The sequence below is a fragment of the Bacillus sp. FSL R9-9834 genome (genome assembly GCF_038006905.1).
Classification (GTDB): domain Bacteria; phylum Bacillota; class Bacilli; order Bacillales; family Bacillaceae_G; genus Bacillus_A; species Bacillus_A pacificus.
Map to the genome: position 1 here is coordinate 1,014,628 of NZ_JBBOWD010000001.1, position 23,216 is coordinate 1,037,843.

At 35.4% G+C, this 23,216-nt stretch carries 25 protein-coding genes; 19 read left to right on the forward strand and 6 right to left on the reverse strand.

Translation table 11 applies throughout. The annotated features are described in order from the left end of the window. Nucleotides 1-14: 14 nt before the first annotated feature. The gene (locus MKY00_RS05265) at nucleotides 15-2,705 is read right to left on the reverse strand and encodes an ATP-binding protein (RefSeq protein ID WP_016716693.1); all 2,691 of its coding nucleotides are present in this window, start codon (nucleotides 2,703-2,705) and stop codon (nucleotides 15-17) included. A 206-nt stretch (nucleotides 2,706-2,911) separates the two neighbouring features. Then, nucleotides 2,912-3,163, reverse strand: a complete 252-nt coding sequence (locus tag MKY00_RS05270) for a hypothetical protein (protein ID WP_000991343.1) — start codon at nucleotides 3,161-3,163, stop codon at nucleotides 2,912-2,914. A gap of 208 nt (nucleotides 3,164-3,371) precedes the next feature. On the opposite strand from MKY00_RS05270, the gene MKY00_RS05275 reads away from it, so the two are divergent. The 4 genes from MKY00_RS05275 to MKY00_RS05290 all read left to right on the forward strand — a co-directional run bounded on the left by MKY00_RS05275 (nucleotide 3,372) and on the right by MKY00_RS05290 (nucleotide 5,254). Beyond that, the gene (locus tag MKY00_RS05275; protein WP_000359813.1) at nucleotides 3,372-3,509 is read left to right on the forward strand and encodes a hypothetical protein; all 138 of its coding nucleotides are present in this window, start codon (nucleotides 3,372-3,374) and stop codon (nucleotides 3,507-3,509) included. A 39-nt stretch (nucleotides 3,510-3,548) separates the two neighbouring features. Then, nucleotides 3,549-4,079, forward strand: a complete 531-nt coding sequence (locus MKY00_RS05280; protein ID WP_016716694.1) for a general stress protein — start codon at nucleotides 3,549-3,551, stop codon at nucleotides 4,077-4,079. 526 nt (nucleotides 4,080-4,605) lie between these two features. After that, on the forward strand, nucleotides 4,606-4,806 hold the full coding sequence (locus MKY00_RS05285) for a DUF4028 family protein (protein WP_029141070.1): 201 nt from the start codon (nucleotides 4,606-4,608) through the stop codon (nucleotides 4,804-4,806). 136 nt (nucleotides 4,807-4,942) lie between these two features. Next, on the forward strand, nucleotides 4,943-5,254 hold the full coding sequence (locus MKY00_RS05290; RefSeq protein ID WP_000637511.1) for a YbjQ family protein: 312 nt from the start codon (nucleotides 4,943-4,945) through the stop codon (nucleotides 5,252-5,254). A gap of 90 nt (nucleotides 5,255-5,344) precedes the next feature. Here MKY00_RS05290 and MKY00_RS05295 read toward each other — a convergent pair whose 3' ends face one another. Beyond that, nucleotides 5,345-5,650 (reverse strand): hypothetical protein, encoded by a 306-nt coding sequence (locus MKY00_RS05295; protein ID WP_016716696.1) that lies wholly within the window; start codon nucleotides 5,648-5,650, stop codon nucleotides 5,345-5,347. A gap of 182 nt (nucleotides 5,651-5,832) precedes the next feature. On the opposite strand from MKY00_RS05295, the gene MKY00_RS05300 reads away from it, so the two are divergent. Then, on the forward strand, nucleotides 5,833-6,600 hold the full coding sequence (locus MKY00_RS05300) for a transglutaminase-like domain-containing protein (protein WP_000864010.1): 768 nt from the start codon (nucleotides 5,833-5,835) through the stop codon (nucleotides 6,598-6,600). A gap of 31 nt (nucleotides 6,601-6,631) precedes the next feature. Here MKY00_RS05300 and MKY00_RS05305 read toward each other — a convergent pair whose 3' ends face one another. Next, complete coding sequence (locus MKY00_RS05305; protein WP_016716697.1) at nucleotides 6,632-7,624, reverse strand: zinc-dependent alcohol dehydrogenase family protein; 993 nt, start codon at nucleotides 7,622-7,624, stop codon at nucleotides 6,632-6,634. Nucleotides 7,625-7,837: 213 nt separating this feature from the next. Here MKY00_RS05305 and MKY00_RS05310 point away from each other — a divergent pair, with 213 nt between their 5' ends. Beyond that, nucleotides 7,838-8,422 carry a hypothetical protein gene (locus MKY00_RS05310; RefSeq protein WP_016716698.1) on the forward strand — a complete coding sequence of 195 codons (585 nt, stop codon included), beginning with the start codon at nucleotides 7,838-7,840 and terminating at the stop codon, nucleotides 8,420-8,422. 90 nt (nucleotides 8,423-8,512) lie between these two features. Further along, nucleotides 8,513-8,758, forward strand: a complete 246-nt coding sequence (locus MKY00_RS05315) for a hypothetical protein (protein WP_016716699.1) — start codon at nucleotides 8,513-8,515, stop codon at nucleotides 8,756-8,758. 53 nt (nucleotides 8,759-8,811) lie between these two features. Here MKY00_RS05315 and MKY00_RS05320 read toward each other — a convergent pair whose 3' ends face one another. Beyond that, the gene (locus tag MKY00_RS05320) at nucleotides 8,812-8,952 is read right to left on the reverse strand and encodes a YflJ family protein (RefSeq protein ID WP_000273537.1); all 141 of its coding nucleotides are present in this window, start codon (nucleotides 8,950-8,952) and stop codon (nucleotides 8,812-8,814) included. A gap of 152 nt (nucleotides 8,953-9,104) precedes the next feature. Between MKY00_RS05320 and MKY00_RS05325 the strand changes: the two genes are divergently transcribed. Then, nucleotides 9,105-9,467 carry a hypothetical protein gene (locus tag MKY00_RS05325; protein ID WP_000582776.1) on the forward strand — a complete coding sequence of 121 codons (363 nt, stop codon included), beginning with the start codon at nucleotides 9,105-9,107 and terminating at the stop codon, nucleotides 9,465-9,467. 26 nt (nucleotides 9,468-9,493) lie between these two features. On the opposite strand, the gene MKY00_RS05330 is transcribed toward MKY00_RS05325, so the two are convergent. Next, the gene (locus MKY00_RS05330; protein WP_016716700.1) at nucleotides 9,494-9,679 is read right to left on the reverse strand and encodes a YhzD family protein; all 186 of its coding nucleotides are present in this window, start codon (nucleotides 9,677-9,679) and stop codon (nucleotides 9,494-9,496) included. Between the two features lie 135 nt (nucleotides 9,680-9,814). Between MKY00_RS05330 and MKY00_RS05335 the strand changes: the two genes are divergently transcribed. The 11 genes from MKY00_RS05335 to MKY00_RS05385 all read left to right on the forward strand — a co-directional run bounded on the left by MKY00_RS05335 (nucleotide 9,815) and on the right by MKY00_RS05385 (nucleotide 22,883). Beyond that, on the forward strand, nucleotides 9,815-11,056 hold the full coding sequence (locus MKY00_RS05335; protein ID WP_016716701.1) for a metallophosphoesterase family protein: 1,242 nt from the start codon (nucleotides 9,815-9,817) through the stop codon (nucleotides 11,054-11,056). Then, nucleotides 11,053-13,977: an ATP-binding protein gene (locus MKY00_RS05340; RefSeq protein WP_016716702.1), complete on the forward strand. Its 2,925-nt coding sequence runs from the start codon at nucleotides 11,053-11,055 to the stop codon at nucleotides 13,975-13,977. Before MKY00_RS05335 ends, MKY00_RS05340 begins: the two co-directional genes overlap by 4 nt. Before the next feature lie 41 nt (nucleotides 13,978-14,018). After that, nucleotides 14,019-14,963, forward strand: a complete 945-nt coding sequence (gene yhaM / locus MKY00_RS05345; RefSeq protein WP_000726638.1) for a 3'-5' exoribonuclease YhaM — start codon at nucleotides 14,019-14,021, stop codon at nucleotides 14,961-14,963. Between the two features lie 527 nt (nucleotides 14,964-15,490). Next, nucleotides 15,491-16,291 (forward strand): hypothetical protein, encoded by an 801-nt coding sequence (locus tag MKY00_RS05350; RefSeq protein WP_016716703.1) that lies wholly within the window; start codon nucleotides 15,491-15,493, stop codon nucleotides 16,289-16,291. A gap of 694 nt (nucleotides 16,292-16,985) precedes the next feature. Beyond that, nucleotides 16,986-17,930 carry a ring-cleaving dioxygenase gene (locus MKY00_RS05355; RefSeq protein ID WP_016716704.1) on the forward strand — a complete coding sequence of 315 codons (945 nt, stop codon included), beginning with the start codon at nucleotides 16,986-16,988 and terminating at the stop codon, nucleotides 17,928-17,930. Between the two features lie 44 nt (nucleotides 17,931-17,974). After that, entirely contained in the window at nucleotides 17,975-18,952 is a 978-nt protein-coding gene (locus MKY00_RS05360) for a ring-cleaving dioxygenase (protein ID WP_001072547.1), read from the forward strand. 114 nt (nucleotides 18,953-19,066) lie between these two features. After that, nucleotides 19,067-19,594 carry a DUF2199 domain-containing protein gene (locus MKY00_RS05365; RefSeq protein ID WP_016716705.1) on the forward strand — a complete coding sequence of 176 codons (528 nt, stop codon included), beginning with the start codon at nucleotides 19,067-19,069 and terminating at the stop codon, nucleotides 19,592-19,594. Nucleotides 19,595-20,151: 557 nt separating this feature from the next. Beyond that, nucleotides 20,152-21,246 carry a response regulator aspartate phosphatase gene (locus MKY00_RS05370; RefSeq protein WP_341034615.1) on the forward strand — a complete coding sequence of 365 codons (1,095 nt, stop codon included), beginning with the start codon at nucleotides 20,152-20,154 and terminating at the stop codon, nucleotides 21,244-21,246. Further along, nucleotides 21,246-21,494, forward strand: coding sequence for a Phr family secreted Rap phosphatase inhibitor (locus tag MKY00_RS05375; RefSeq protein ID WP_016716707.1), 249 nt, complete (start codon nucleotides 21,246-21,248; stop codon nucleotides 21,492-21,494). Before MKY00_RS05370 ends, MKY00_RS05375 begins: the two co-directional genes overlap by 1 nt. A gap of 239 nt (nucleotides 21,495-21,733) precedes the next feature. Beyond that, on the forward strand, nucleotides 21,734-22,606 hold the full coding sequence (locus tag MKY00_RS05380; protein WP_029141071.1) for an alpha/beta fold hydrolase: 873 nt from the start codon (nucleotides 21,734-21,736) through the stop codon (nucleotides 22,604-22,606). Between the two features lie 76 nt (nucleotides 22,607-22,682). Next, nucleotides 22,683-22,883: a sporulation YhaL family protein gene (locus MKY00_RS05385; protein ID WP_000449227.1), complete on the forward strand. Its 201-nt coding sequence runs from the start codon at nucleotides 22,683-22,685 to the stop codon at nucleotides 22,881-22,883. The last annotated feature ends 333 nt before the right edge of the window (nucleotides 22,884-23,216 follow it).

The window sequence follows — 23,216 nt, forward strand, 5'->3', positions numbered from 1 at the left end:
AAACGAAACCTCACTTATTTTATTAACCATACACTCATTACTGAATAGAGTTGATGTAAATTTAATGGTTTACTTATATAATCTGAAGCGCCAGCAGATAAACATTTTTCCTTATCATTTGGCATTGCTTTCGCAGTTAATGCGATAATAGGTATTTCATGTAATCCTAAGTTCATTCGGATATGTTCCATCGTTTCATAACCGTCCATATTCGGCATCATAATATCCATTAAAATAAGGTCGATATTTGTATTGTTTTTTAGTATGTCTAAACACTCTATACCGTTTTGTGCAGTAATAATGTTAGCATGTTGTTTTTCTAGTGCATTTTGTAACGCAAATATATTTCGATGATCATCATCGACAATTAAAATGGTTTTCTCTTGGAAGACGTTATTAGTTTCTGGAATCACGATAGTTTCCTCCACAACTTCAGCAGGAATAACTTCATCTACCGTTGCTGCCACTTCTAAATTGGATACTTGTATATCAGTTAATCCATTTGGAAGGTTAGGAATATATACAGTGAAAGTACTGCCTTCTCCTACATGACTCTGTAACGTAATCCAACCACCTAACAATCTAGCAAACTCTTTACAAATAGATAATCCTAAGCCTGTACCACCATATTTTCGAATCGTTGCGCCATCTGCCTGTTGAAAGGCTTCGAAAATAAGTTGATGCTGTTCTTTAGCGATACCAATACCAGTATCTTTTACCGAAATGGTAATCCAATCATTACTGATAGACTGCATTTCATGGCTCAAATTAGTTGCTTCTATTGAATCGAAATGTAAAGAGACAGATCCTTTTTCCGTGAATTTAAATGCATTGGATAATAAATTTTTAATAATTTGTTCAATCCGTTTTGCATCTGTATAAAACAGATTAGGAATCGTGTCACTGTCTTCAACAGTAAATTCTACATTTTTTTGTGCAGCGATATGTAAGAAGTTTTGCTGCATACTTGCTGCCATATCACTTATGTTCGTTGCTTCAAAAATGACATCTAGTTTTCCGGCTTCTACTTTCGATAAATCTAGTATGTCATTAATTAAAGTAAGCAAATCTTTTCCTGATGAATGAATAACGGTTGCCAATTCAATTTCATCATCGGATAGATGATTGTCATGATTTTCTTTTAACATTTCAGATAATAGTAAAATACTATTTAATGGTGTGCGTAATTCATGTGACATATTTGCTAGAAATTCTGATTTATATTTTGAGCTACGTAACAACTCGCTTGCTTTTTCTTCTAATTCTAATTTCGTAATTTGTAAGTCAGCTGTCTTTTGTTCAGCTTCTTCTGTTCTAGACTCTAATTGTTCATTCGTTGTTCGTAATTCTTCGGCTTGCATTTGTAGTTCTTCCGCTTGCGTTTGCAATTCTTCTGATTGAACTTGTAACTCTTCTGTCATTGCTTGTGATTCATGTAAAAGAGTTTGAATTCGCATACGTCCCATAATACTATGGATTGTTAAACCTAGATTATCAACAGTTTGTTGAATGAAATCTTGATGTAAGTCTGAGATCTCAGTTACACTTACTAACTCCATTACTGCAATTACTTCATCTTCAAATAAGACAGGGATGACTAGTATATTTTTAGGACGTATTTCTAATAATCCAGTAGTAACGTAACGAAACTCTTCAGGTATGTCCCTCAGAATAAAACTTTTCTTTTCTAAAGCAGACTGTCCAATGAAACCTTCACCCATTTTAATAGAGTGTTTTCCAATATCAGCACCTTGCTCAGCGAAAGAAGCTTTCTTTACATAGTAGACAGTTTCTTCAACTTCTTCACGTACATAAAATGCACCGCAAGAAGTTTGCGTTTTTTGTATAATGCCACTCAAAATTTTGTTGCCTAACATCTCGATAGAGGATACACCTTGATACATTAAAATTAATTCTGCAAGCTCCGTTTGTAACCACTCTCTTTTCGATATTTCGTCCAGTAGGTGATTTGTTGTATGAGCAAGATCTTTTATTTCGTCATGTGTATTTACATGAATTCTTTCCGTAATTTTTTCTTTAGAAGAAATGGATTTAATAGCTTGAATTACATTTTTAATCGTTTTTGTAATGGAATTCGAAATATAGAGTGAAATGATAATGGAAATACAAGAAAGTAAGAACAATAAACTGTATAACCAAATCTCTAATTTATTATTTTCCGTATCTAATTGTGCAGCTCTTTTTTTCGTTAATTGCTCCTCAGTGCTACGGAAGTCAGTTAGCTGTGATTGCAATGATTGAATTTCGGTAGTGTCGATTTCTTGTATGTTATTACTATTATGGTTTGCAATTAACGGGTGAATTTCTTTATTTATCCAATTAGTAATATTTCCGTTAATCTGTTTTAATTTTTCTTGCTGAGATGGGTTATCTTCTAATAAAGAAAAAAGATCATGGTAATGTTTTTCATAATCTTTTTCGGCAGAGTTAAGAGATTGCAGATAATTCGCGTTATTAGAAGTGATAAAGCCCTTCGCTTTATTTTCAATTGTTAGCAATTCTTTCTCCACTTGATTCGTTAAATTAAGAACTTTAAAATCGTGATCAATAATAAAATTACGAGATTTTTGTAAATTGGAAATCTCATTGTTTAGCATAATGAAAGAAATAAGTAAGAACAAAATGATAACTAAATAACCAGCCATAATTTTGTAGCGAATACTAAATTTTGTTTCCGATTTCATTAAAAATTCCTACCTTCAAGGTTATTAAAAGTTTTCTATTTTAAAGAATGAAAAACGTAATATATATTATATCAGTTTTCATAGGGCCAAACTAGAAATCCCCCTATTGTATTAGGGGGTCTCGTTTTGAATAGAAGAAATCATTTTGAAGTATAAAACGATATATGAAAAGTAACAATTGAGGGAATAGGGGGATAACAAAACTTTTAAGAAGGAAAGAGTGTTCTTAAAGCTTTTTTTGCATCTATTCCTTCAAAGATAAATAATACAAGCTCTCTCTTTTTTACAGTAAGGAAAAATGATACTAATGTGCTTAAATTTTTAATAGCAGTAAGTGTTCCGTGTTTACTTATAAATACATTTGTTTGAAATGTTGTCATTACAGCATAAAAATGATGAATCTGCGTTATTGTAGGTGTTTCATTATAAAGAATAGTAGTAGAGTGAATGGCATTCATCGTAATATTCCTTTCCATATAATAAGCATAACAATATAAACATACCCGTTTAAAAAAATCTTAAACCTATAAAATTTAAAAAATATAATTATAGTTTTTTACGTTTAGAAAGAGTTATGGAGGGTATACATATACTACAAAGAGATTGACCGAAGATGAATTGTAAGGTTTTATACTTTTACTTTAAATAAAAAGGAGACTGTTACATATGGATAAAATGATAACGGATATTACATTTGATTTCATTTACTTGTTAAGTAGTTCTCTTGTAATCCTTTTATTATTGGCGTTTTTTGTGAATGGATATGTGAATAAAAAAATTAGTGTATATAAAAACGAAGAGTAATAAAGATATATTATATAAAACTTTAGGAGGTTAATAGTTATGAATGTGGATAGAAAAATAGTAGGTGTTTTTCAAACAATTGATGATGCGGCACTCGTTATTAATGAATTAAAGGAAAAAGGATACTCGGCAGATAACATTTCAGCTATTGCGAAAGATCAAAAGGAAATTGAACATCTGGAAGAAAAATCAGGTGAGAAAGTGAATCATGAAACTGCACATAAAGCAGATATCTTTTCAGCGACAGGGCTTGTAGCAGGAGGAGTAGCAGGAGGACTCGGAGGTTTATTAACAGGTCTTGGTGTACTTGCCGTATCTGGAATGGGTCCAATTGTAGCAGCGGGACCTATCGCAGCAGCTATTGGAGGAGCCGGTATTGGCGGAGGAGCTGGAAGTTTAATAGGAGCATTTATCGGATTAGGAATCCCTGAAGAACATGCTAAAAAGTATGAAGAATATATTTACGATGGAAATATATTAATTTTAGTAGATGCAAAATTAGATGATAAGTTAGAAATCTACAAAATATTTGATAAGCATCATGCTTATAACTCTGATTTCTTTAAATAAAATGTAAACAAAGTAAATATCGTTTTTGATCTTACAACTTTGGCGCGACCGAGGAGTCGTATGACTATAAGAGAGGAAGGGCTTATATTGACACTCCCACGGCTAAAGCCGCAAGCTGACTAACGTCAGTGGGATTCTTGCTACCAAAGGCGAAGTCTATTTCTAGTATCGCTGACGTGCAAGATTGCGGTGTGCCATCACCACTCCGTATCCAGTGCATTTAGCAGATACGGCACTCGTTCTATTACCAAATGAGTCAGATTGTGAGTTCTCAAATGTGTTTTAGCGTCTTGTACTTGACGACTCAATACATTTTACGGAGTAGAAGAATTTGTTACCCCAACCTCATATGTATTCTGTTTTCAGAGAACAAGATTGTTTTAGAGACTTTTACTTGTCTGTTATGAAAATTATACCATTTCAAATACTTGATGTACAGAACATACTTTCGATATTTTGTCTGTACATCGCATTTAACCTCACTACCATCCCACCCCTAAAGGGGGGAGGGGACTATCGCACCGTAGTGGGCTTTCCCATTCGGAAAATCTGTAATAGTTTACTTTGTACAGTTCAAAGTAAAAATGGAGAGAAGTATGTGAAGAAATGGTTTCGTAAACATGAAAACAATGAAGAATTAGGACGACCAACTTTTAAAGAAGTAGAACGCGACTGGAAAGAAAATAGGGAATCGTTTATGTATCCTAATGTTAAAGCGCTTTATTAAACAAAATAGTCGCTGTATTCTTACAAAACTGTCACATTCCTGTAAGGTAATTCAATAGATTCATTGTTTGTTCCATGTCATAATAAAGACATAAGAAAGCTTATTAAAACTACAAATTATTAGGAGCGTGTCAGTCATGATTGTAACAACAACGTCTGGAATTCAAGGTAAAGAAATTATTGAGTATATCGATATTGTAAATGGTGAAGCTATTATGGGTGCAAATATTGTCCGCGATTTATTCGCTTCTGTTCGTGATGTTGTCGGTGGTCGTGCTGGTTCTTACGAAAGTAAGCTAAAAGAAGCTCGTGATATCGCAATGGATGAAATGAAAGAACTTGCAAAACAAAAAGGTGCGAACGCTATCGTTGGTGTTGACGTAGATTACGAAGTAGTTCGTGATGGAATGTTAATGGTCGCTGTAAGTGGTACAGCTGTACGTATATAAGTAAATAAAAAAACAGGCTCACCCCTCGAAGATTATGCTTTGAGGGGATTTTTTTGTCCTTGCTTATTCCAAGGTCGCTTCTTTTTTTGATTATGAATAATTGTTTCCTGCCTTGCTATAAAATTCATAAGCGAAAAAGCCAAATAAATAGCCGATTCCAGCTCCTAAACTCACTGCAAGAAGTGAATAATCCGGGAAAAACATGCCGAAAATCAAACCGATTATACAGCCAACGAGCATTCCCATTGGTATGAAACTATCTAATAAAACTTGAGCGTTTTTTGACTTTTTCTTACCTAATGTGCCGTTGTTATATTTATGTTTAAGCCTTCCAATCACATACACTACAATTCCTCCAACTATTACAATAGGCGCAATTGCCGTGAGTAACCACATGTTAGAGTCTCCTTTCACCTTTTAATTAAACTATACCATATATTTACAGTTTTTTAATTGAGCGGGGATGAGATCTTTCGTCTCTAACCTTTTTGGTGAATATTAATGCGGTTTTATTATTCGGAAATTGGAAAATATGTTAAAATATTGTAGATGAAAAAGGGAAGGGGGGAAACTTAAAGTTGGCATTTCATGTTGGAATATCTAATGAAATTAACGCAAGGATACGAGAAATAAAAAATGAAAGTGAAAAGGTGAATACAATTTTCTCTTGGTTAAATGAAGAATTTGAATGGGTGCAAACTGACTATGTGGACAGGACAGTAGAAGAGATTCTAGCGCGAAAAGCAGGGAATTGCGCTGAACAGGCAAAGGTAGTTGAAAAAGTATTAACTCATATCGGAATAGAAACTAGGTGGATCTTGGAAATAAATTCTCATCCCAAAAGTATGGAAAGACAAAACTTTTCTCTTCATTTAATTGAAACACATGGAGATTTCTATTCGATCTTTGGTTGGAATCATAACGACCATAGATGGCTGGAATATTACAACAAACAGCTTGAAAAATGGATTCCTATTGATACAGCATTTGGTGTTTTAGGTATAAATCATTGGTTAGAAAAGAGAATAAGTTTTACTAAAGAATCTATACCAACTACACAACAAATAATCCCTTTTTGCATTGTTGCATTACATACAAAAAGGGATGTATCAGAGATATTATCAAACTTTTATCTTATTGACCAATTTGATACATTTTACAATGGAAAGCTAAGTAAAACAATAGTATGGGAAGAATGGAAATTAGTAATTAACAAACTAACCGAAGTAGGAATAGAAACCTACAGCGGACATAGTAATCTCCACAAGTATCAAAATGAAATAAAACGTTTTAATAATCTGTATCTGAAATTAAAGCAAGAGATTCTGATCAATACTGTTAGCTAAACTGAATCCTTTTTATACGTTTCCTTTGTATTTAATAACTCATCAAAAATACTTTTCCTTTAGCTTTCTCTGCAGACTGCACAACATCAACGGCAGTTTTTACATCCGCTAAGTCATACGTAGAATGTACTTTCATAAAACGTAATTGTTTATTCTCCACTAAGCGAATTAAGTGACGAAACGTTTCTTGCCATTTATATGGCGGTACGTCTTTATTCCAATGTCGTAAATGAAATATGTTCGCGTGCACTTTTGCTTTTGTGACAATCTCTGCCCAGTCCACTTGTACTCCTGATAGAAGACCGATCGTTAAAAAGTGCCCGTTTGGACGTAAGGAGAAAGCTAATTCATTTCCATCCGGTCCCCCGATAGAATCAATCGCAGCATCCGCGCCGAGCCCGTTCGTTAATTCCATAACGGTTTCATAAAGCGGGGTAGTGGAAGTATCGATTACATATGCAGCACCAAGGCGCAGTAACTCTTCTGTATGTTTATTATTTCTTGTAACAGCAATTAATCGGAAGTTTAAAATTTGTGATAACTGCGCGAAAAGATGCCCAATAGCGGACCCACAAGCATTCACTAATAAAACGGCATTACTCTGTAAGTTTAACGTTTCTGTACAAGTAACCCACGCCGTAAGAGGATTAATATACATTTGTGCCGCTGTAAAGTCATCGATAGAATCCGGAATAGGGACTACAAAGTCAGCTGACGTCTTCACATATTCTTGCCAAGTACCTTCTCCGCGTAACGGTAAAACACGTTTGCCGATAAGGTCTCTAGAAACAAAAGCTCCTACATCTTCTACAATACCAACACCTTCATAACCAGGTATGTTAGGTAACGGAATTCTATGTGCGTACGCTCCTGTTATTGGAATTAAGTCAGATGGATTAATTGGTCTAACTAACATACGAACGAGAACTTCATTCTCTTTTAATGGTTCTATATTTTTATATTCCACTTGTAATACATCTTTTGGATTGCCGAACTTGTGAAATTGAATGTGTTTTCCTTGCAAAGTAATTTTCCCCCTTAGTGTAGTTGGATTTATTATAGCATTTTCAGCTTGGTTACTTACTTCGTTAAATATATAGGGAATAGAAATTTAAAAAAGGGAGTAAACACGAAGAACTAGCCAAACAAAAACTAAAGTTAAAGGCACCCGAAAGAGTGCTTTTATTTTGTTTTTATAAATATAATTTAAAGATTATACATAAATGGGGGAGTCAGCATGAATAAAAAGATAATCTGGGGAATTTTAGGGGTTATTATAATTATCATAGCCCTTGTGAGTATGAACGTATTACAAGAAAATGCTAAAGAAGCAAAAGAAAAAAAGGAACGTGAAGCTAGATATGTTCAAGCGGCAGCGGAATTTTATTATAATATTGAACTAATGGGGTTTGTTGCTACTTTTGTTTTACCGCAATATTCCGAAGTTTGGTCTAAAGCTATTGATGATCGCCGAGACTTTAACGTAGCTATTCATGCTAAGAGAAAATCTCTAAATTCAATGGTAGCTCAATCTTCTGTAATATATAGCGATATGGAAGGTCAATTAAAAACAATGTTTGAAGCTGCGAAAGAAAATCCAAATAAGTATAAAGAACTTTATGATGAATACAAAAAGATGTACGGAACCATTACATCTTTAAAGGAACAAACAGAATCACCTAGTGGGACTTTGGTGACATTTAATCAAAATGCAAACATGCTACTCCAAGAGTACAAGAAATATAAAGAGAATATAGATGTGGCTGTATCTGAGGATATAAAAAATGAAGTAGAGAAGATAAAAGAAAAAAATAAAAAATAATTACAAAATAAAACATATGGCTTAAAAAGAAAAATTATTCATTCTATTATATAGTTAAGGCTTTAAAAGTTTGTGATGGAGGAAGTCTAAATGGAGCCATTTAAAGGGAAAGTTGTTTGTCCAAGGTGTGATGGAAATGGTCTCGTTTATAAAGCAGAAATTAAAGATATAAATAAAGTTGTATACGTTTGTGATGAATGTGACGCAACGTGGTTTCGGAATGATAGGTTTGGAATGGATAATTTTGTGGACTATGAGACGTTTCTTGAGGAGAATTCATTGTCTTATATGAAGGCGAATGCTATTCATTTAGGCTATGATTGGTACAAAGGATAGTAAATTTTTCAAAAGCAAGAAGCTACTTGAAAAGTAGCTTCTTCTATTTTTTATTAAGCCGAAGCTCTCTTCATTCTCTCAAGTAAACTAGATAATACATGCGTACGATACGACTCTAGTTTTTTACCTTCATAAGTACGGATACCTAATTTTTTAAGTTCTTTTACATACCAACCTTTGCTTCCGAAATACATGCAATCGCTCCCCTTCAACTTTGTTTTATTTGTTCTGATTGCATATGGAGGTACAGGATTATAATGAAGGAAATGAATTTCGCGCGAAAATGGTTAACTTTGTTGCAAAAGACATATATACTAAAGGTAGTATATAACGAGGTGGGCAAGACGTGATTATAGAGAAGCACGAAATTCAAATTGACCAAATTACGAGCGGTAAAGTGAATATCTTTACTTTCTATCGAAATAGAAAGCAAATTGATGATCATTTTTTACGATTGCAAGAACCATCGCTTACAGCAAACTACTTCTTCCATTTTCATTTTGATGCAGAGAGCTTGCATCTACTGCAGGAAGAGTTTCCAGGCGTATATCCGTACGACGGTAGTGAAACGATTCACGACTGGACGGAAAAGATGAAAGCGGAATTGCAACATCAGATCCAAACAGGAAAATGGAATAAGCGCGTACGTATCGGTAATCGTATTCTAGATGTGGTGTTTACGTGGTGTGACGAAGATATAGTTGAGTGAAAAAGAAGCGGATGACGCTTCTTTTTTTAGCGCTGGAATAAAACGAGCTTACCTGCAGAAGATGTGCAGCGATGTGTTTTTTCATACAATCCTTTTTCTCGTAAAAGAGATTCACCTTTTGTTTTCGCTTCTTTTTCAGTTGCCGCCTCGAATGATTCGTCCAATGCTTTTGAACCATCTTTTTCAAAGACTGTTAGAACGTATACTCCCATGAAAATTCCCTCCAATGATAGAAATCAGAATCTTATAACTATTTTGGCATAAATCACTAGAATATGCAAAGAAATATGTGACATTGCGTGTTACAATAAGGTGAAACTTTTGAAACATAGAAAGGATCGTTATTTGTGAAACAAGTGAAGTTTATACATGCGGCTGATTTGCATTTGGATAGTCCGTTTAAAGGGATGGAGATGAATGTATCGCAGTCTGTTTGGGAGAGAATGAAACAAAGTACGTTTGAATCGTTCGAACGTATTGTTGATAAAGCGATTCAAGAGCGCGTTGATTTCGTATTGCTAGCCGGGGATTTGTATGATGAGGAGACGAGAAGTTTGAGGGCGCAAGTGTTTGTGCGCGAGCAAATGAAGAGACTGTCGCAGTACGATATCCCTGTTTTTATTATTCACGGTAACCACGATCATTTAGGAGGAAGCTGGGCAGCAATTGAGTTTCCGGAAAATGTTCATGTGTTTACGGAACCGTATGTAGAAGAGAAATCATTTTATAAAAATGGTGAGCTATTCGCTTCTATTTATGGGTTTAGTTATTTGCAGCAAGCGGTAACGGATAATATGACAGCGCAGTATACGAAAATGAGTGATGCGCCTTTTCATATTGGTATGCTTCACGGAAGTGTGGAAGGAGATGCAGAGCATAATCGCTATGCACCGTTTCAAATTCGTGAGTTGAAAGAAAAGCAGTTTGATTATTGGGCTCTTGGCCATATACATAAACGTGAAATTTTATCAGAAGAGCCATACATTATTTATCCAGGGAATATACAAGGTCGTCATCGTAAGGAAACAGGCGAGAAGGGTGCGTACCTTATTGAACTTACGAAACAAGGAACGCAATGTTCATTTTTCCATACGGCAGATGTTGTATGGGATGAAATCGAAGTTTGTATTGATGGACTTGAAACTGTTGATGAACTTATGACAGCAGTGTCAACTGCGATGAATGAGTGCCGAAGAGAAGAGGAAGGTACGCTATTAACTGTCGTATTTACAGGACAGGGGCCACTTTCTCCTTATTTACGTGATGAAAAACGTGTGGAAGAAATTTTTCATATTTTAACAGCTGGCGAAGAGCGAAAAGATTTTGTATACGCGATGAAGTGGAAGAATGAGACGGTTTCTTTTGCGGAAATCGAGCGGTTGAAAGAAGAAAATCATTTCGTCGGTAGCGTGCTAAAAGAGTTAGAAGCTTTCACCAATATGGACGGCGTGCTGCGCAGTATTTGGACATCTCCTGTAGCGCGTAATAGTATTGAATCTTTTACAGAAGAAGAGAAGAAAGAGATTCAAAAGGAAGCAGAAAATATTATTTTAGAACAATTATTCCAGCAAGAGAGGGATAAGAAATGAGAATGGAAAAACTCCATATTTATGGGTACGGAAAATTAGAAAATGTGGAAATGGATCTGTCAATGCTGACGGTGTTATACGGTGAAAATGAAGCGGGTAAATCGACAATTCGCTCGTTTATGAAAAGTATTTTATTCGGTTTTCCGACGAGAGGACAGCGCCGTTATGAACCGAAAGAAGGCGGCAAGTATGGCGGGGCGATGACTGTACAGACAGAAAAGTACGGCCGTTTGAAAATTGAACGATTGCCAAAGACGGCCGCTGGTGAAGTAACCGTTTATTTTGAAGACGGGAAAACGGGCGGCGAAGAAATTTTACACGATATATTAACCGGGATGAATGAGAGCTTATTTGAATCTGTCTTTTCATTTGATATGCACGGTCTTCAAAACATTCATCAGCTTGGTGAAGCGGACATCGGCAATTATTTATTTTCAGCAAGCACAGTCGGAAGTGATGCGTTATTGCAGCTCGATAAAAAGCTAGAGAAAGAAATGGATCAGCGTTTTAAGCCGAGCGGGCGTAAGCCAGAAATTAACGTGTCACTGCAAGAGATGAAGAAACTGGAAGAGAAGATGAAAGAGTGGCAAGGGAAAATTGGCACGTATGAAAAACAGGTGGAGCAGTTAAAAGAAAGTGAAGAGAAATTGGCGTTTGTTCGCGCAGAAAAAGAGAGTGCAGAAAAACGAAAGCAAGATTATGAAATATTAGCAGCACTAGAACCTCTCGTTATTGAAAAGCGTGCGCATGAGAAAGTGCTAGAAAACGAGAACGGGCAATTTCCTGTAAACGGAATGGCGCGTTATGAAGCGATTAAGGCAAAAATGGAGCCGCTTCAGTTGCAAGTTGATTCGCTCCATAAAAAAATAGAGACAGTGCAATCGGAAATGGAATCGATTCAAATAGATGAAGAGTTTTTACAAAAAGAAAGTTATGTAGAAGAACTTCGTATGCAGCATATGTCTTACGAAAATGCACGCCAAGAAATGCGTGATGTGACAGGGAGGATTACCAATATAAAAGAAGAGCTTGCGGAACTCGAGCAGCAGATCGGTGCTACATTTGAAGAAGAAACAGTTCTTTCGTTTGATATGAGTTTGGCGACGAAAGAGTTAATTACGCAAACGGTGCAAAAGGCGCGCGAATTAGAAACGCAAAAAGCACAGCTTGATGATCGTTTTAAAGTAGCGCAGGAGCAATTAGAAGAACAAGAAGAAAATATAAGACAGATTAAGCAACAAATGTTAGCGGATGAAGAGCGAAACACGTTAGTTGAGAAAGAGAAATCGTTCCAAGATGCGGCGTTTATCGGTATGGGCGCAGAGAGAATGAAGCGCAAGTACGAGGAAAAAGCAGGAGCGGCTATGCAAAAGAAAAAGCAGTGGCAAAGAGTTTGTCTTCTGTTACTTCTTATTAATACAGGCATTTTATTCACAAGCTTATTTATAGACAATCGCCCGCTCTTATTTATTAGCGTCATCGTTTTTGTAGGGATTGTTCTTGCCCTCGTTTTATATAAAGATCCGTCAAGTGGATTACAAGAAGAACTTCTTACTCTACAGCAAAGTGCTGGCGGAAGGCAAAGTGAAGAAGCGATGTCTGTGCGCTATGAGTTAGAAAAAGATGAAGAGATACGTAAACTATTTGAGCGTGAGTCTTATAAATTACAGCAAATGGAGCGAGCGTATGATAAAGTCGTTTCATCGTATGAGGAATGGGAGGGAGAAACGTTCCGCATGAGCGAACAAGTCAATGCGTATAAAAAGCGTTATACGTTCCCTGAATTTTATACGTATGCGCACATATTGCCGGCGTTTGAGCGTATGGAAAAAATGCAGCAATTATATCGTGAATTAGAGAAGCAAGGCACACGAAAATCTTCATTATATGAAATGATTTCGCAATTTGAACATAAACTAGAAACTGTTATCGGTAGTGCGGAGTATAGTAAGCTGCACGAGGCGCAAAGCCGTATGCAAAATGAGAAAGAAAAACGCCAAACTTGTAAGCAGTTAAAAGAAAAACTGGCGGAATGGCAAGAAGAATATGAGTTCATGCAAGAACAATTGAAACAACTGTTAGTAGAACGAGACAGTTTATGGCATATCGCAGAGTCTACAAATGAAGAGATGTTTTTAGAGGCAGGTACACTAGCGGAAAAACGTGAAGATGCAGAGAAACAAGTTGGGCGTTTATTGCCGCAAATTGATCTGTTAGAACAACGTTTAACGAGTTTATCATTAGCTGAACATTACGAAGCTGACGGTTATGATGAGAAATTAAAGCAAGAACTGATAGCCGCGCAAAAATGTCTGGCACAAGAAAAAGAACTGACGGAGCGCATTGCGAAACATCGTATGGAAATTGCGAATTTAGAAGAAGGTAGTACGTACGGCGATTTACTGCACGAATGGGAAATGAAAAAAGCGCAAGTGCGTGAACAAGTGAAGAAGTGGGCTGCGTATGCGACTGCAAAGACAGTGTTAACGAAAACGAAGCAATATTATCATGAAGTACATCTTCCTCGTATTTTACAAAAATCAGAAGAGTATTTCGTCTATTTAACAGGCGGACGATATAGTAAAATCTTTTCACCGTCAGAGGCGGAGCCGTTTATTGTAGAGCGTAACGATGGTATGCGTTTTTATAGTCATGAACTAAGCCAAGCGACAGCTGAGCAGTTGTATTTATCGCTGAGATTTGCATTAGCAAAAACATTTGAGCATGATTATCCATTTATTATTGATGATAGTTTCGTACACTTTGATGCGGTAAGGACGAATCGGACGATTGAACTTATAAAGGAAATTGCAAAGGATAGACAAGTGATCTTCTTTACATGCCATGCGCATTTACTCGCGTATTTTACAGAAAAACAGATTATAAAATTAACGCATAAGCGTAAAGAAAATGAGTTGTAGTGTGCTATACTAAAAGTAACTGATTTGGTGGAGGAATTCGAATGAAAAAGAAAATTGCAGAGTATGAAGTTGGTGAACAAGTCGATATTTTCTTGTTAATTAAAACAGCGACAAAAGGTATCGCAAGCAATGGAAAGCCATTTTTAACAGTAATCTTACAAGATCCAAGTGGAGATATTGAAGCGAAGTTATGGGACGTATCACCAGAAGTTGAGAAACAATATGTAGCGGAAACAATCGTGAAAGTAGCTGGAGATATTTTAAACTACAAAGGACGTATTCAATTACGTGTGAAACAAATTCGAGTTGCGAATGAAAATGAAGTAACGGACATCTCAGATTTCGTAGAAAAAGCACCAGTGAAAAAAGAAGACATGGTTGAGAAAATTACGCAATACATATTTGAAATGAGAAACCCGAACATTCAACGTCTAACAAGACATTTATTAAATAAGCATCAAAACGAATTTTTAGACTATCCAGCAGCGACGAAGAACCATCACGAGTTCGTATCTGGACTAGCTTATCACGTCGTATCGATGCTTGATTTAGCGAAAGCTATCTCAAATCTATATCCATCATTAGATAAAGACTTACTATATGCAGGCGTTATTTTACACGACCTTGGTAAAGTAATCGAATTATCTGGCCCAATTTCTACAACGTATACGTTAGAAGGAAATTTACTAGGCCACATTTCGATTATGGTGAACGAAATTGGGAAAGCAGCAGATGAGCTGCAAATCGATGCAGAAGAAGTATTAATTCTTCAACATATCGTTCTTTCTCACCACGGAAAAGCAGAATGGGGTAGCCCAAAACCACCATTAGTAAAAGAAGCAGAAATTCTGCATTACATCGATAACTTAGATGCAAAAATGAACATGATGGACCGCGCATTAGGACGCACAAAACCAGGTGAATACACTGAGCGTGTCTTTGCTCTTGATAATCGTTCGTTCTATAAGCCGTCGTTCCATAATTAATAGTGTGAATAAAGTGGCCTCATTAAGTGTTAATACGCTTAGTGAGGCTGTTTTTTTATTGGAAATTAAATGAAATAGTTAAGAAGTACGCATGGGTGTAACGAAGAACTAATAAAACATATTTTGCCACTAGAATGGGAGCGTATCAACTTTTTAGATGTGTGTCGATTGAATATGACAGATATTAAAGTTAGAATCTCTTCAGCCTTTACAATAGGTCTAAAAATAAGATCCAAATTTTATGTTGAAATTTGTTTAAAGTATATTTTCATTACAATGTGGGTGAGCCCCCATCTCTATCAAGTTAAGTCTATATAAGTTACATTTCACGTGAAATTTTTTTGTTCTTTCTTTTTAATATGCACCTAATTGATTTAAGTTTCTAATTATACAAATAACTTTGACTATAATGGTGACTTCTTGTAAAATTATATACATATAAAGGGATTTTTTGGATTGTTTGAGAAGGATCTAGTATTCTTTTTTTAAATGACAATAGGATCTGAAGAGGGAGAGACAAGGATACCATGAAATATTTGAAGAAAAAATCGGGGAAAATTTTATTAGCAACGGGATTGGCATTTTCTATGGCAGCTTGTGGTGTAACTGATAACAAAGAAAAAACAAATGCTGAATCTAGTAAACAACAAAACAATAATAATGATTCAAGCAATAATAATAACAGCAATGTAAATAACTCTAATGGCAATAATAACAATAACAGCAATGCAAATAACTCTAATGGCAATAATAACAATAACAGCAATGCAAATAACTCTAATGGCAGTAATAACAATAACAGCAATGCAAATAACTCTAATGGCAATAATAACAATAACAGCAATGCAAACAATTCTAATGGTAATAATAACACTAATACAAATAATGAATGGGGTACTAATAATAGTAATAACTCGAATAATAATTCAAACAATAATGAACAAAAACCTAATCAAAATCAAGAGCAATCGGCTACAAGTGTAACTTTAGAACAACATGGGATTATTGTTACAGTTCATAAAGTTGAACAAGCTGATAATATAGTTCGTGTGAAGTACACAATTAATAACACTACAAACCAAACTATTTTTTCTGGTGCACCTGGGGCTAAAATAGAACAAAACGGAAAAAGTACAATACCATCAGATTTCAAAGGGAATTGGGATCAAAGAGGATATATTGCTCCTCATACAAGTGTAGATGGAACAAACCTTTATTCATTGAGCGATATAACAAATGAATTTGACTTTAAAATTAGACCTGATTTTGAGGATATGAAGAATAATCCACCTATTGAGTATTTTATTTTAAGGGTAAAAATGCATTAATGAGAAATAAAAGAAGATCGAACTAGATATTCTTTCTAGATTTATCTTCTTATTTTATATTCCCCCTTCATTGCACCACTTTTGCAGTATCCCCTTGCTCAAATCATCATAAACGTGATACATACTTACTTCCTATTTAGGGGAACTGAAGCACGTTTTCCAATCCTTCAAGCAACTCTTCAGTTTCGTTCGGATGAACAAATAGAGTGGGAAACACATTGGAAGATGCAGTGTTCGCATCACTCTTATCAAATTCCGCTCCAATTAGAAGGAAGAAATATGATAACAATTATGTTAGAGGGACGTTACAGCTGATGCGGAAATGGATACATGAAAACGTAAGGAAAAGTTTATAAAAAAGACTTAGCGTTGTAAATCCACATTCTTATGACGCTAGCCCATATAGAAATTCATCGTTTTCCAGTTCAAAATATTATGCAATAAAAAAATATCTCGAATTTGAGATAAATCTCTTGCTTTTTAATCACTTGAGGTGTAAAGTGATAGTAACGAAAGCGATTGAGTCATATGAAAAACATACACTCACTTGCTTTTGATTTACAAAACAAAGTAACTTATTCAGTAAAAGCTAAGATGAATGTACAAAAATATAATGAGAATAAATTAAAAAGCTAAGAAGCATATTATTTTTTAGGTATCACTTGACTAGTAAAATGAAACGGAGGAATTACGAATGTATAAAATTAAAGGGCATCATCACATTTCAATGGTTACGAAAAATGCAAATGAAAATAATCACTTTTATAAAAATGTGCTTGGTTTACGTCGCGTGAAAATGACAGTAAACCAAGATGATCCATCAATGTATCATTTATTTTATGGAGATAAAACAGGAAGTCCAGGTACGGAATTATCGTTTTTTGAAATTCCTTTAGTAGGAAAAACGTACCGCGGTACGAATGCGATTACTCGAATTGGATTACTCGTTCCTTCAGAGGATAGCTTACATTACTGGAAAGAACGATTTGAGACATTTGATGTGAAACATAGTGAAATAACAACATATGCAAATCGTCCTGCTTTGCAATTTGAGGATGCTGAAGGTCTTCGTTTAGTATTACTCGTTTCAAACGGAGAAAAAGTAGAGCATTGGGAAACTTGGGAGAAATCAGAAGTTCCTGCAAAGCATCAAATTCAAGGAATGGGTTCTGTGGAAATGACAGTTCGTAGACTTGATAAAATGGCGAGTACACTTACAGAGATGTTCGGTTATACAGAAGTTAGCCGCAGCGAAGAGGAAGCAATTTTTCAATCCATTAAAGGCGAGGCTTTTGGAGAAATCGTTGTGAAATATTTAGATGGTCCTACTGAAAAACCGGGCCGCGGTAGCATTCACCACCTAGCAATTCGTGTGAAAAATGATGCAGAGCTTGCTTATTGGGAAGAACAGGTGATACAAAGAGGCTTCCAGTCTTCAGGAATCATCGACCGTTTCTATTTTAAAAGCTTATATTTCCGCGAATCAAACGGAATCTTATTTGAAATTGCGACAGATGGACCAGGATTTACAGTTGATGGCGATGTGGAACATTTAGGAGAAAAACTTGATTTACCACCGTTCTTAGAAGATCAGCGTGCAGAAATTGAAGCGAATTTAGCACCTATAGAAGAGAAGTAATAGAAGAGAAAATATAAAATTTGAAACTATTGGAGGAATATAAAATGAACCAATTAAAAGGAATTCACCACGTTACAGCGATTACAAGTAGTGCAGAAAAAAACTATGAGTTTTTCACTCACGTTTTAGGAATGCGTTTAGTTAAAAAAACAGTAAACCAAGATGACATTCAAACGTATCATTTATTCTTTGCAGATGATAAAGGTAGTGCAGGAACAGATATGACATTCTTTGACTTCCCTGGTATTCCAAAAGGAGTACACGGTACAAATGAAATTTCAAAAACTTCATTCCGTGTTCCAACTGATGCGGCATTAGAGTATTGGGTAAAGCGCTTTGACCGTCTGGAAGTGGAGCATACAGGAATTAAAGAGCAATTTGGTAAGAAAACTCTTTCTTTCGTTGACTTTGATGACCAACACTATCAATTAATCTCAGATGAACTTGATAAAGGGATTGAATCAGGAACACCATGGCAAAAAGGTCCAGTTCCATTAGAATATGCAATTACTGGTTTAGGCCCTGTATTTATCCGCATTGCAAACTTTAGTTTCTTTAAAGAAGTGTTAGAAAAAGTTCTATTATTTAAAGAGGTTGCGCAAGAAGGAGAATTCTATTTATTTGAAGTAAACGAAGGCGGAAACGGTGCATCTGTTATTGTAGAACATAATACGGTTCTTCCAGAAGCACGACAAGGTTTTGGTACAGTTCACCATGCTGCATTCCGCGTAGAAGATCGCGCTGTATTAGAAGAATGGATCGAGAGAATCAGCAGTGTAGGACTTCCTTCATCTGGTTATGTAGACCGTCACTTCTTCGAGTCATTATACGCAAGAGTTGCACCACAAATCTTATTTGAATTTGCAACAGACGGCCCAGGATTTATGGGAGATGAGCCATACGAAACACTTGGCGAAAAATTATCTTTACCTCCGTTCCTAGAGCCAAAACGTGAAGAAATCGAAAAATTAGTTCGTCCAATTGATACAGTGAGAAGTACGAAGGAATTTATTAAAGAGTAGCAATAATAAGTAGGAGAGCAAGTAGTTTTAGCTGATCGCTGGAACTGCTTGTTTTTTTATTTTCGCTTTATAAGTATTTTGCTAAAATGAATGTAAAACTGATGGAGGAATAGAATGACGAAAATAAGTGGATATACTTGTAGGTGCTGCGGTACATATCATGAAGAAATTCCAAGGAGCTATGGATCATCAGCTCCTGTTTATTATTATGATGCTGAACCTGAAGAGCGAGAAGCTAGATTTGAAATGAACGATGATTTATGCGTGATGGATGGAGAACACTTCTTTATGCGAGGGAGTATTGAAATTCCTATCATTGGTACAAATGAACATTTCATATGGGGTGTATGGGTTTCATTAAGTGAAACGAATTTTGATAAGGTGAATGAATTTTGGGATAAACAACAATTATTAGAGCCAATGTTTGGGTGGCTTTCGACGGATTTACCATATGAGTTGGAAACAGTAAGTTTAAAAACGATGGTTCATCTGAGAGCCGATGGCATTCGTCCTTATATTGAACTAGAGCCGACAGACCATCCTCTAGCTGTGGAATTTAGAGAAGGAATAACGATGGAACGGGTACAAGAAATAGCGGAACAACTGTGTGTAAATAACGAGGGTGATGAGGAAGAGTGCTGATATTTGTTCAGTGCTCTTTTTTCATTATGTGAAAATCAAGTGTACAATTTTATAAACTCATTTTTACGGTTCTAATTCGGAAGTATTCAGAAAATCCATTTTTGATATACACTCTATTGTTTAACTTGCGCCAAGATAGAATAAGAATCATGAAGCATTGTACTTAAAGTAATCTTAGTTCGGATATTTGCTGAGCTAAGGTTATTTTTATCCCGCTTTAATGGGCAGGGCAGTAAGACCCCCATCTCAAAATTCAGGGAAAGCAAATAAGTTAGGTGGGGGTCGGGCTGCCCGTTAATGCCCGATTGGTTTAACTAATAATCAGTGGGGGACGGATAAAACCCCCACTGATTAAAGTTTCACTTTATTTGTTCTACAAAATTTTCTGAAAAATGTTTCTCAAGTTTTCTAAATAGAAATATTTGGTATAATTCATTTAAATTATAAACTTTCTGACAATTATTTTTCAATACATAGAAAAGAGGTGATACTATACAATTTTGATAATTGTATAAATATCCTAATTTTGCAAGCTTAAGAAAAGGGGATGCGAGTGTATGGGAGTAGATGTAGTAACAAGGGAGCAAATGAAACATTCTTTAGATGATTGGTATCGTGTAATGTTGCAGCAAAATATAGAGAAAGCCACAGAAATGAAAGAGGAGATTGATAGTAAGATTAGTGGTTTGGACGTGGATCAGGAGTTATCTTTGTATTTTACCTTATTAGATTTTAGATATAAAATGCTGACGGATTGGTTGAATATAAAAGAAAATAGTTTTGAGAGAATAGAATCTTTTGAAATTCCAACTAAAGGATTTTTAGCGTATTATTATCATTTTTTTAAAGGAATATATTGCACTTCAACGTCTAAATATAGCGATGCAAAGGAAAGTTATGAAAAAGCAAATGAACTACTGAAATACGTTTCGCATTCTTTAGAAAATGCAGAGTTTGATTATCGTATGGGTAATTTTTACTATCAGACATATCAACAAGTTAATGCAATTGACTATTTGAGAAAAGCGAAAGAAGAGTTCAAAAAACATATAGGTTGTGAAATAAATATAGCGCTATGTGAAAATGCTTTTGGTCTGTGCTGTGTAGATTTGAAAAATTATGAACTCGCGGAAGAAAGCTTTAATGCTGCTATGGATATTTTCCAAAAGGTAAATTATGAAAAATATATTTTAATGGTGCGTCATAATTTAGCCTTTTTGTATGCTAGTCAAGATTTATCGGAACTTGCAGTTCGCCATGCATCCGAAGTTACAAAAAAACAGCCGAAATTTTTTAAAGCGCTATTTGTTGAAGCACGTGAATGTTATAAATTAGGGCAATATCAATTGGCAGCAGATCTGGTTGAAAAAGGTTTGGATATTTGTAAAGAATTAAATAAGGAAGAGTTTCACTATCGTTTTATGATTTTGAAAAGTGTAAACGAAAAATCACCTACATTAAGCTTAGAGCAAGTAGTTTTAGAAGGTATTACTTATTTTGAAAAAGAAGAGCTATGGGAGTGTATACAGGAATACGCTGAAATGTTAGCTCTAAGGTTTTATAAAGAAGAGAATCACAATAAAGCAAGTTATTATTTTTACATGAGTCATAAAGCTCAGAAAAAATTATTAAAAAAAGGGGCGCTAAAATAATGAAAAAGATTCACTTTGGAATGTTAGGGATTGCGCTAGTAGGTGCGTTATCAATTGGAGTTAACAGTGCGTTTACAAATCAAGCATTAAATATAGGAGAAACAGGTGGAGCACCAGCAAGACCAGACTATGTTAGCTTTAATAAAGGCGACGGAGGAGCGCCAGTAAAACCAGATTATACTAGAGGTGACACAGGAGGAGCACCAGCAGATAATAGAGGAGACGGCGGCGGAGTAAGCCAACTATAATAACAAAGAAAGGGATCTCACAACGAGGTCCTTTTCTTTGTTATTAGGCCATGCAGAGAAAAGAATTGACTTACTTTAAATATGTAACTATAATAGTTACAAAATAACCATCACTAATAGAGGTGAGTAATATTTTTTTAATATAATTGTAACTAAGTTAGTTACAATTAAAATTAATTATAAAACAACCAAATAATGTAAAAACTTTAAATAGCAACAAGAGAAAGGAGACGGGAATGTTGAAACGGTTTAAGTTTTATATGATTAGCGGTATTGTGCTCGTTTTACTTATCGTATGTAACTTTGTTGATAAGCCGATTGCGAAGGTCGAAGAAGTGAAAGATACTGTTATGATGAAGCTGAATACGAAAGAGAGTATGGCACAAATCGACGGGCAGACGATTTATTTTAAGAAAATTGGTGAGGGAAAGCCTCCTTTACTTATGCTGCATGGGTTTGGTGGTTCATCTGATGGATTTAGTGATATTTATCCGGAACTTGCGAGAGACCATACAATTATTGCAGTTGATATTTTAGGGTTTGGACGTTCTTCTAAACCAATTGATTTTGAGTATTCGTTTCCTGCGCAAGTGAATTTATATTATAAGTTAATGAAGAAGCTTGGATATAATCAATTCGCAGTACTTGGTCATTCGATGGGCGGAGAGATGTCACTGAATTTAGCGTATTTATATCCGGATGCAGTAACGCATCTCATTTTAGCGGATTCTACAGGAATAGAGTCTTTCCAGCAAAAAGAAAGTTATGAAGTGCCGCCGCTATCGACAGACTTACAAACTGTAACTGAGATTACGGATTATAATAAAAATGAAGTGAAAAATAGTCGTGACGATAAACAGCATTATGATCAGCTGACGAAAATGAGAGAGCGCCGCATTGCGATGGAAGCCGATAAAATTAAGGTGCCGACTTTAATTATATGGGGTAGAAATGATAAGAGCGTTTCTTGGAAAAATGGTGAACTGTATCATCAGCTATTTGCGAATAGTACGTTCCATATCATTGAAAAAGGATACCACGCACCGTTTCGCCAGGAACCAATTGAGTTTATGGAATATGTACAAGCGTTCTTTGCGAAAAATCCCCAATAAAAATTAAGCATAAATCTATTTCTTTCCTCATACAGTGAAACTAATAAGGCTTGTCTAAGGAAAGGAATGAAGTAGAGTGGAAACTTTACCATGGTGGGTGTATCTTGTAATCGTCGGAATCGTATTAAGTGGCTACATGGTTTTATATACTTCGAAAAAAGAGCAAGAGATGGATAATGAGTTTATTGAAAAAGAAGGCGAAGTGTATATGAAGCGTTTAGCAGAGGAACGCGAGAAACGTAATCAGGATAGTGATAAAGATTCTGTTTTATTATAATTATGAGAGCGTGGATAACATGTCGTTATCCACTTTTTCATTTTCTGAAATATATCAACGATTTTTCAAATATATTGAACACAACTTGAAATATATCAACGATTTTTTCAATATATCGACGATTTGACATAGGATATCGACTTACCGACACGAAACGACAATATTAAGAAGCACGGTTATTGTTCGGGAAATTATTATAGAAGAAAAATATATGAAACCTACATCGTATAGCACATGAAATAGCACCATTATAAGCTGTAACGCACAAGTTGCACAGCCAACGCAACGACAACTCGCTTTACTCATCATCATGTATTTGCTCATACTAGACGT

Bases quoted from the DNA above. Each gene is read 5' to 3' on its own strand.
- MKY00_RS05355 (WP_016716704.1), top strand. From the start codon at position 16,986: ATGTATAAAATTAAAGGGCATCATCACATTTCAATGGTTACGAAAAAT.
- MKY00_RS05315 (WP_016716699.1), top strand. From the start codon at position 8,513: ATGGAGCCATTTAAAGGGAAAGTTGTTTGTCCAAGGTGTGATGGAAAT.
- MKY00_RS05370 (WP_341034615.1), top strand. From the start codon at position 20,152: ATGGGAGTAGATGTAGTAACAAGGGAGCAAATGAAACATTCTTTAGAT.
- MKY00_RS05330 (WP_016716700.1), bottom strand. From the start codon at position 9,679: ATGGGAGTATACGTTCTAACAGTCTTTGAAAAAGATGGTTCAAAAGCA.
- MKY00_RS05265 (WP_016716693.1), bottom strand. From the start codon at position 2,705: ATGAAATCGGAAACAAAATTTAGTATTCGCTACAAAATTATGGCTGGT.
- MKY00_RS05365 (WP_016716705.1), top strand. From the start codon at position 19,067: ATGACGAAAATAAGTGGATATACTTGTAGGTGCTGCGGTACATATCAT.
- MKY00_RS05340 (WP_016716702.1), top strand. From the start codon at position 11,053: ATGAGAATGGAAAAACTCCATATTTATGGGTACGGAAAATTAGAAAAT.
- MKY00_RS05275 (WP_000359813.1), top strand. From the start codon at position 3,372: ATGGATAAAATGATAACGGATATTACATTTGATTTCATTTACTTGTTA.
- MKY00_RS05290 (WP_000637511.1), top strand. From the start codon at position 4,943: ATGATTGTAACAACAACGTCTGGAATTCAAGGTAAAGAAATTATTGAG.
- MKY00_RS05280 (WP_016716694.1), top strand. From the start codon at position 3,549: ATGAATGTGGATAGAAAAATAGTAGGTGTTTTTCAAACAATTGATGAT.
- yhaM (WP_000726638.1), top strand. From the start codon at position 14,019: ATGAAAAAGAAAATTGCAGAGTATGAAGTTGGTGAACAAGTCGATATT.
- MKY00_RS05350 (WP_016716703.1), top strand. From the start codon at position 15,491: ATGAAATATTTGAAGAAAAAATCGGGGAAAATTTTATTAGCAACGGGA.
- MKY00_RS05310 (WP_016716698.1), top strand. From the start codon at position 7,838: ATGAATAAAAAGATAATCTGGGGAATTTTAGGGGTTATTATAATTATC.
- MKY00_RS05360 (WP_001072547.1), top strand. From the start codon at position 17,975: ATGAACCAATTAAAAGGAATTCACCACGTTACAGCGATTACAAGTAGT.
- MKY00_RS05320 (WP_000273537.1), bottom strand. From the start codon at position 8,952: ATGTATTTCGGAAGCAAAGGTTGGTATGTAAAAGAACTTAAAAAATTA.
- MKY00_RS05375 (WP_016716707.1), top strand. From the start codon at position 21,246: ATGAAAAAGATTCACTTTGGAATGTTAGGGATTGCGCTAGTAGGTGCG.
- MKY00_RS05295 (WP_016716696.1), bottom strand. From the start codon at position 5,650: ATGTGGTTACTCACGGCAATTGCGCCTATTGTAATAGTTGGAGGAATT.
- MKY00_RS05270 (WP_000991343.1), bottom strand. From the start codon at position 3,163: ATGAATGCCATTCACTCTACTACTATTCTTTATAATGAAACACCTACA.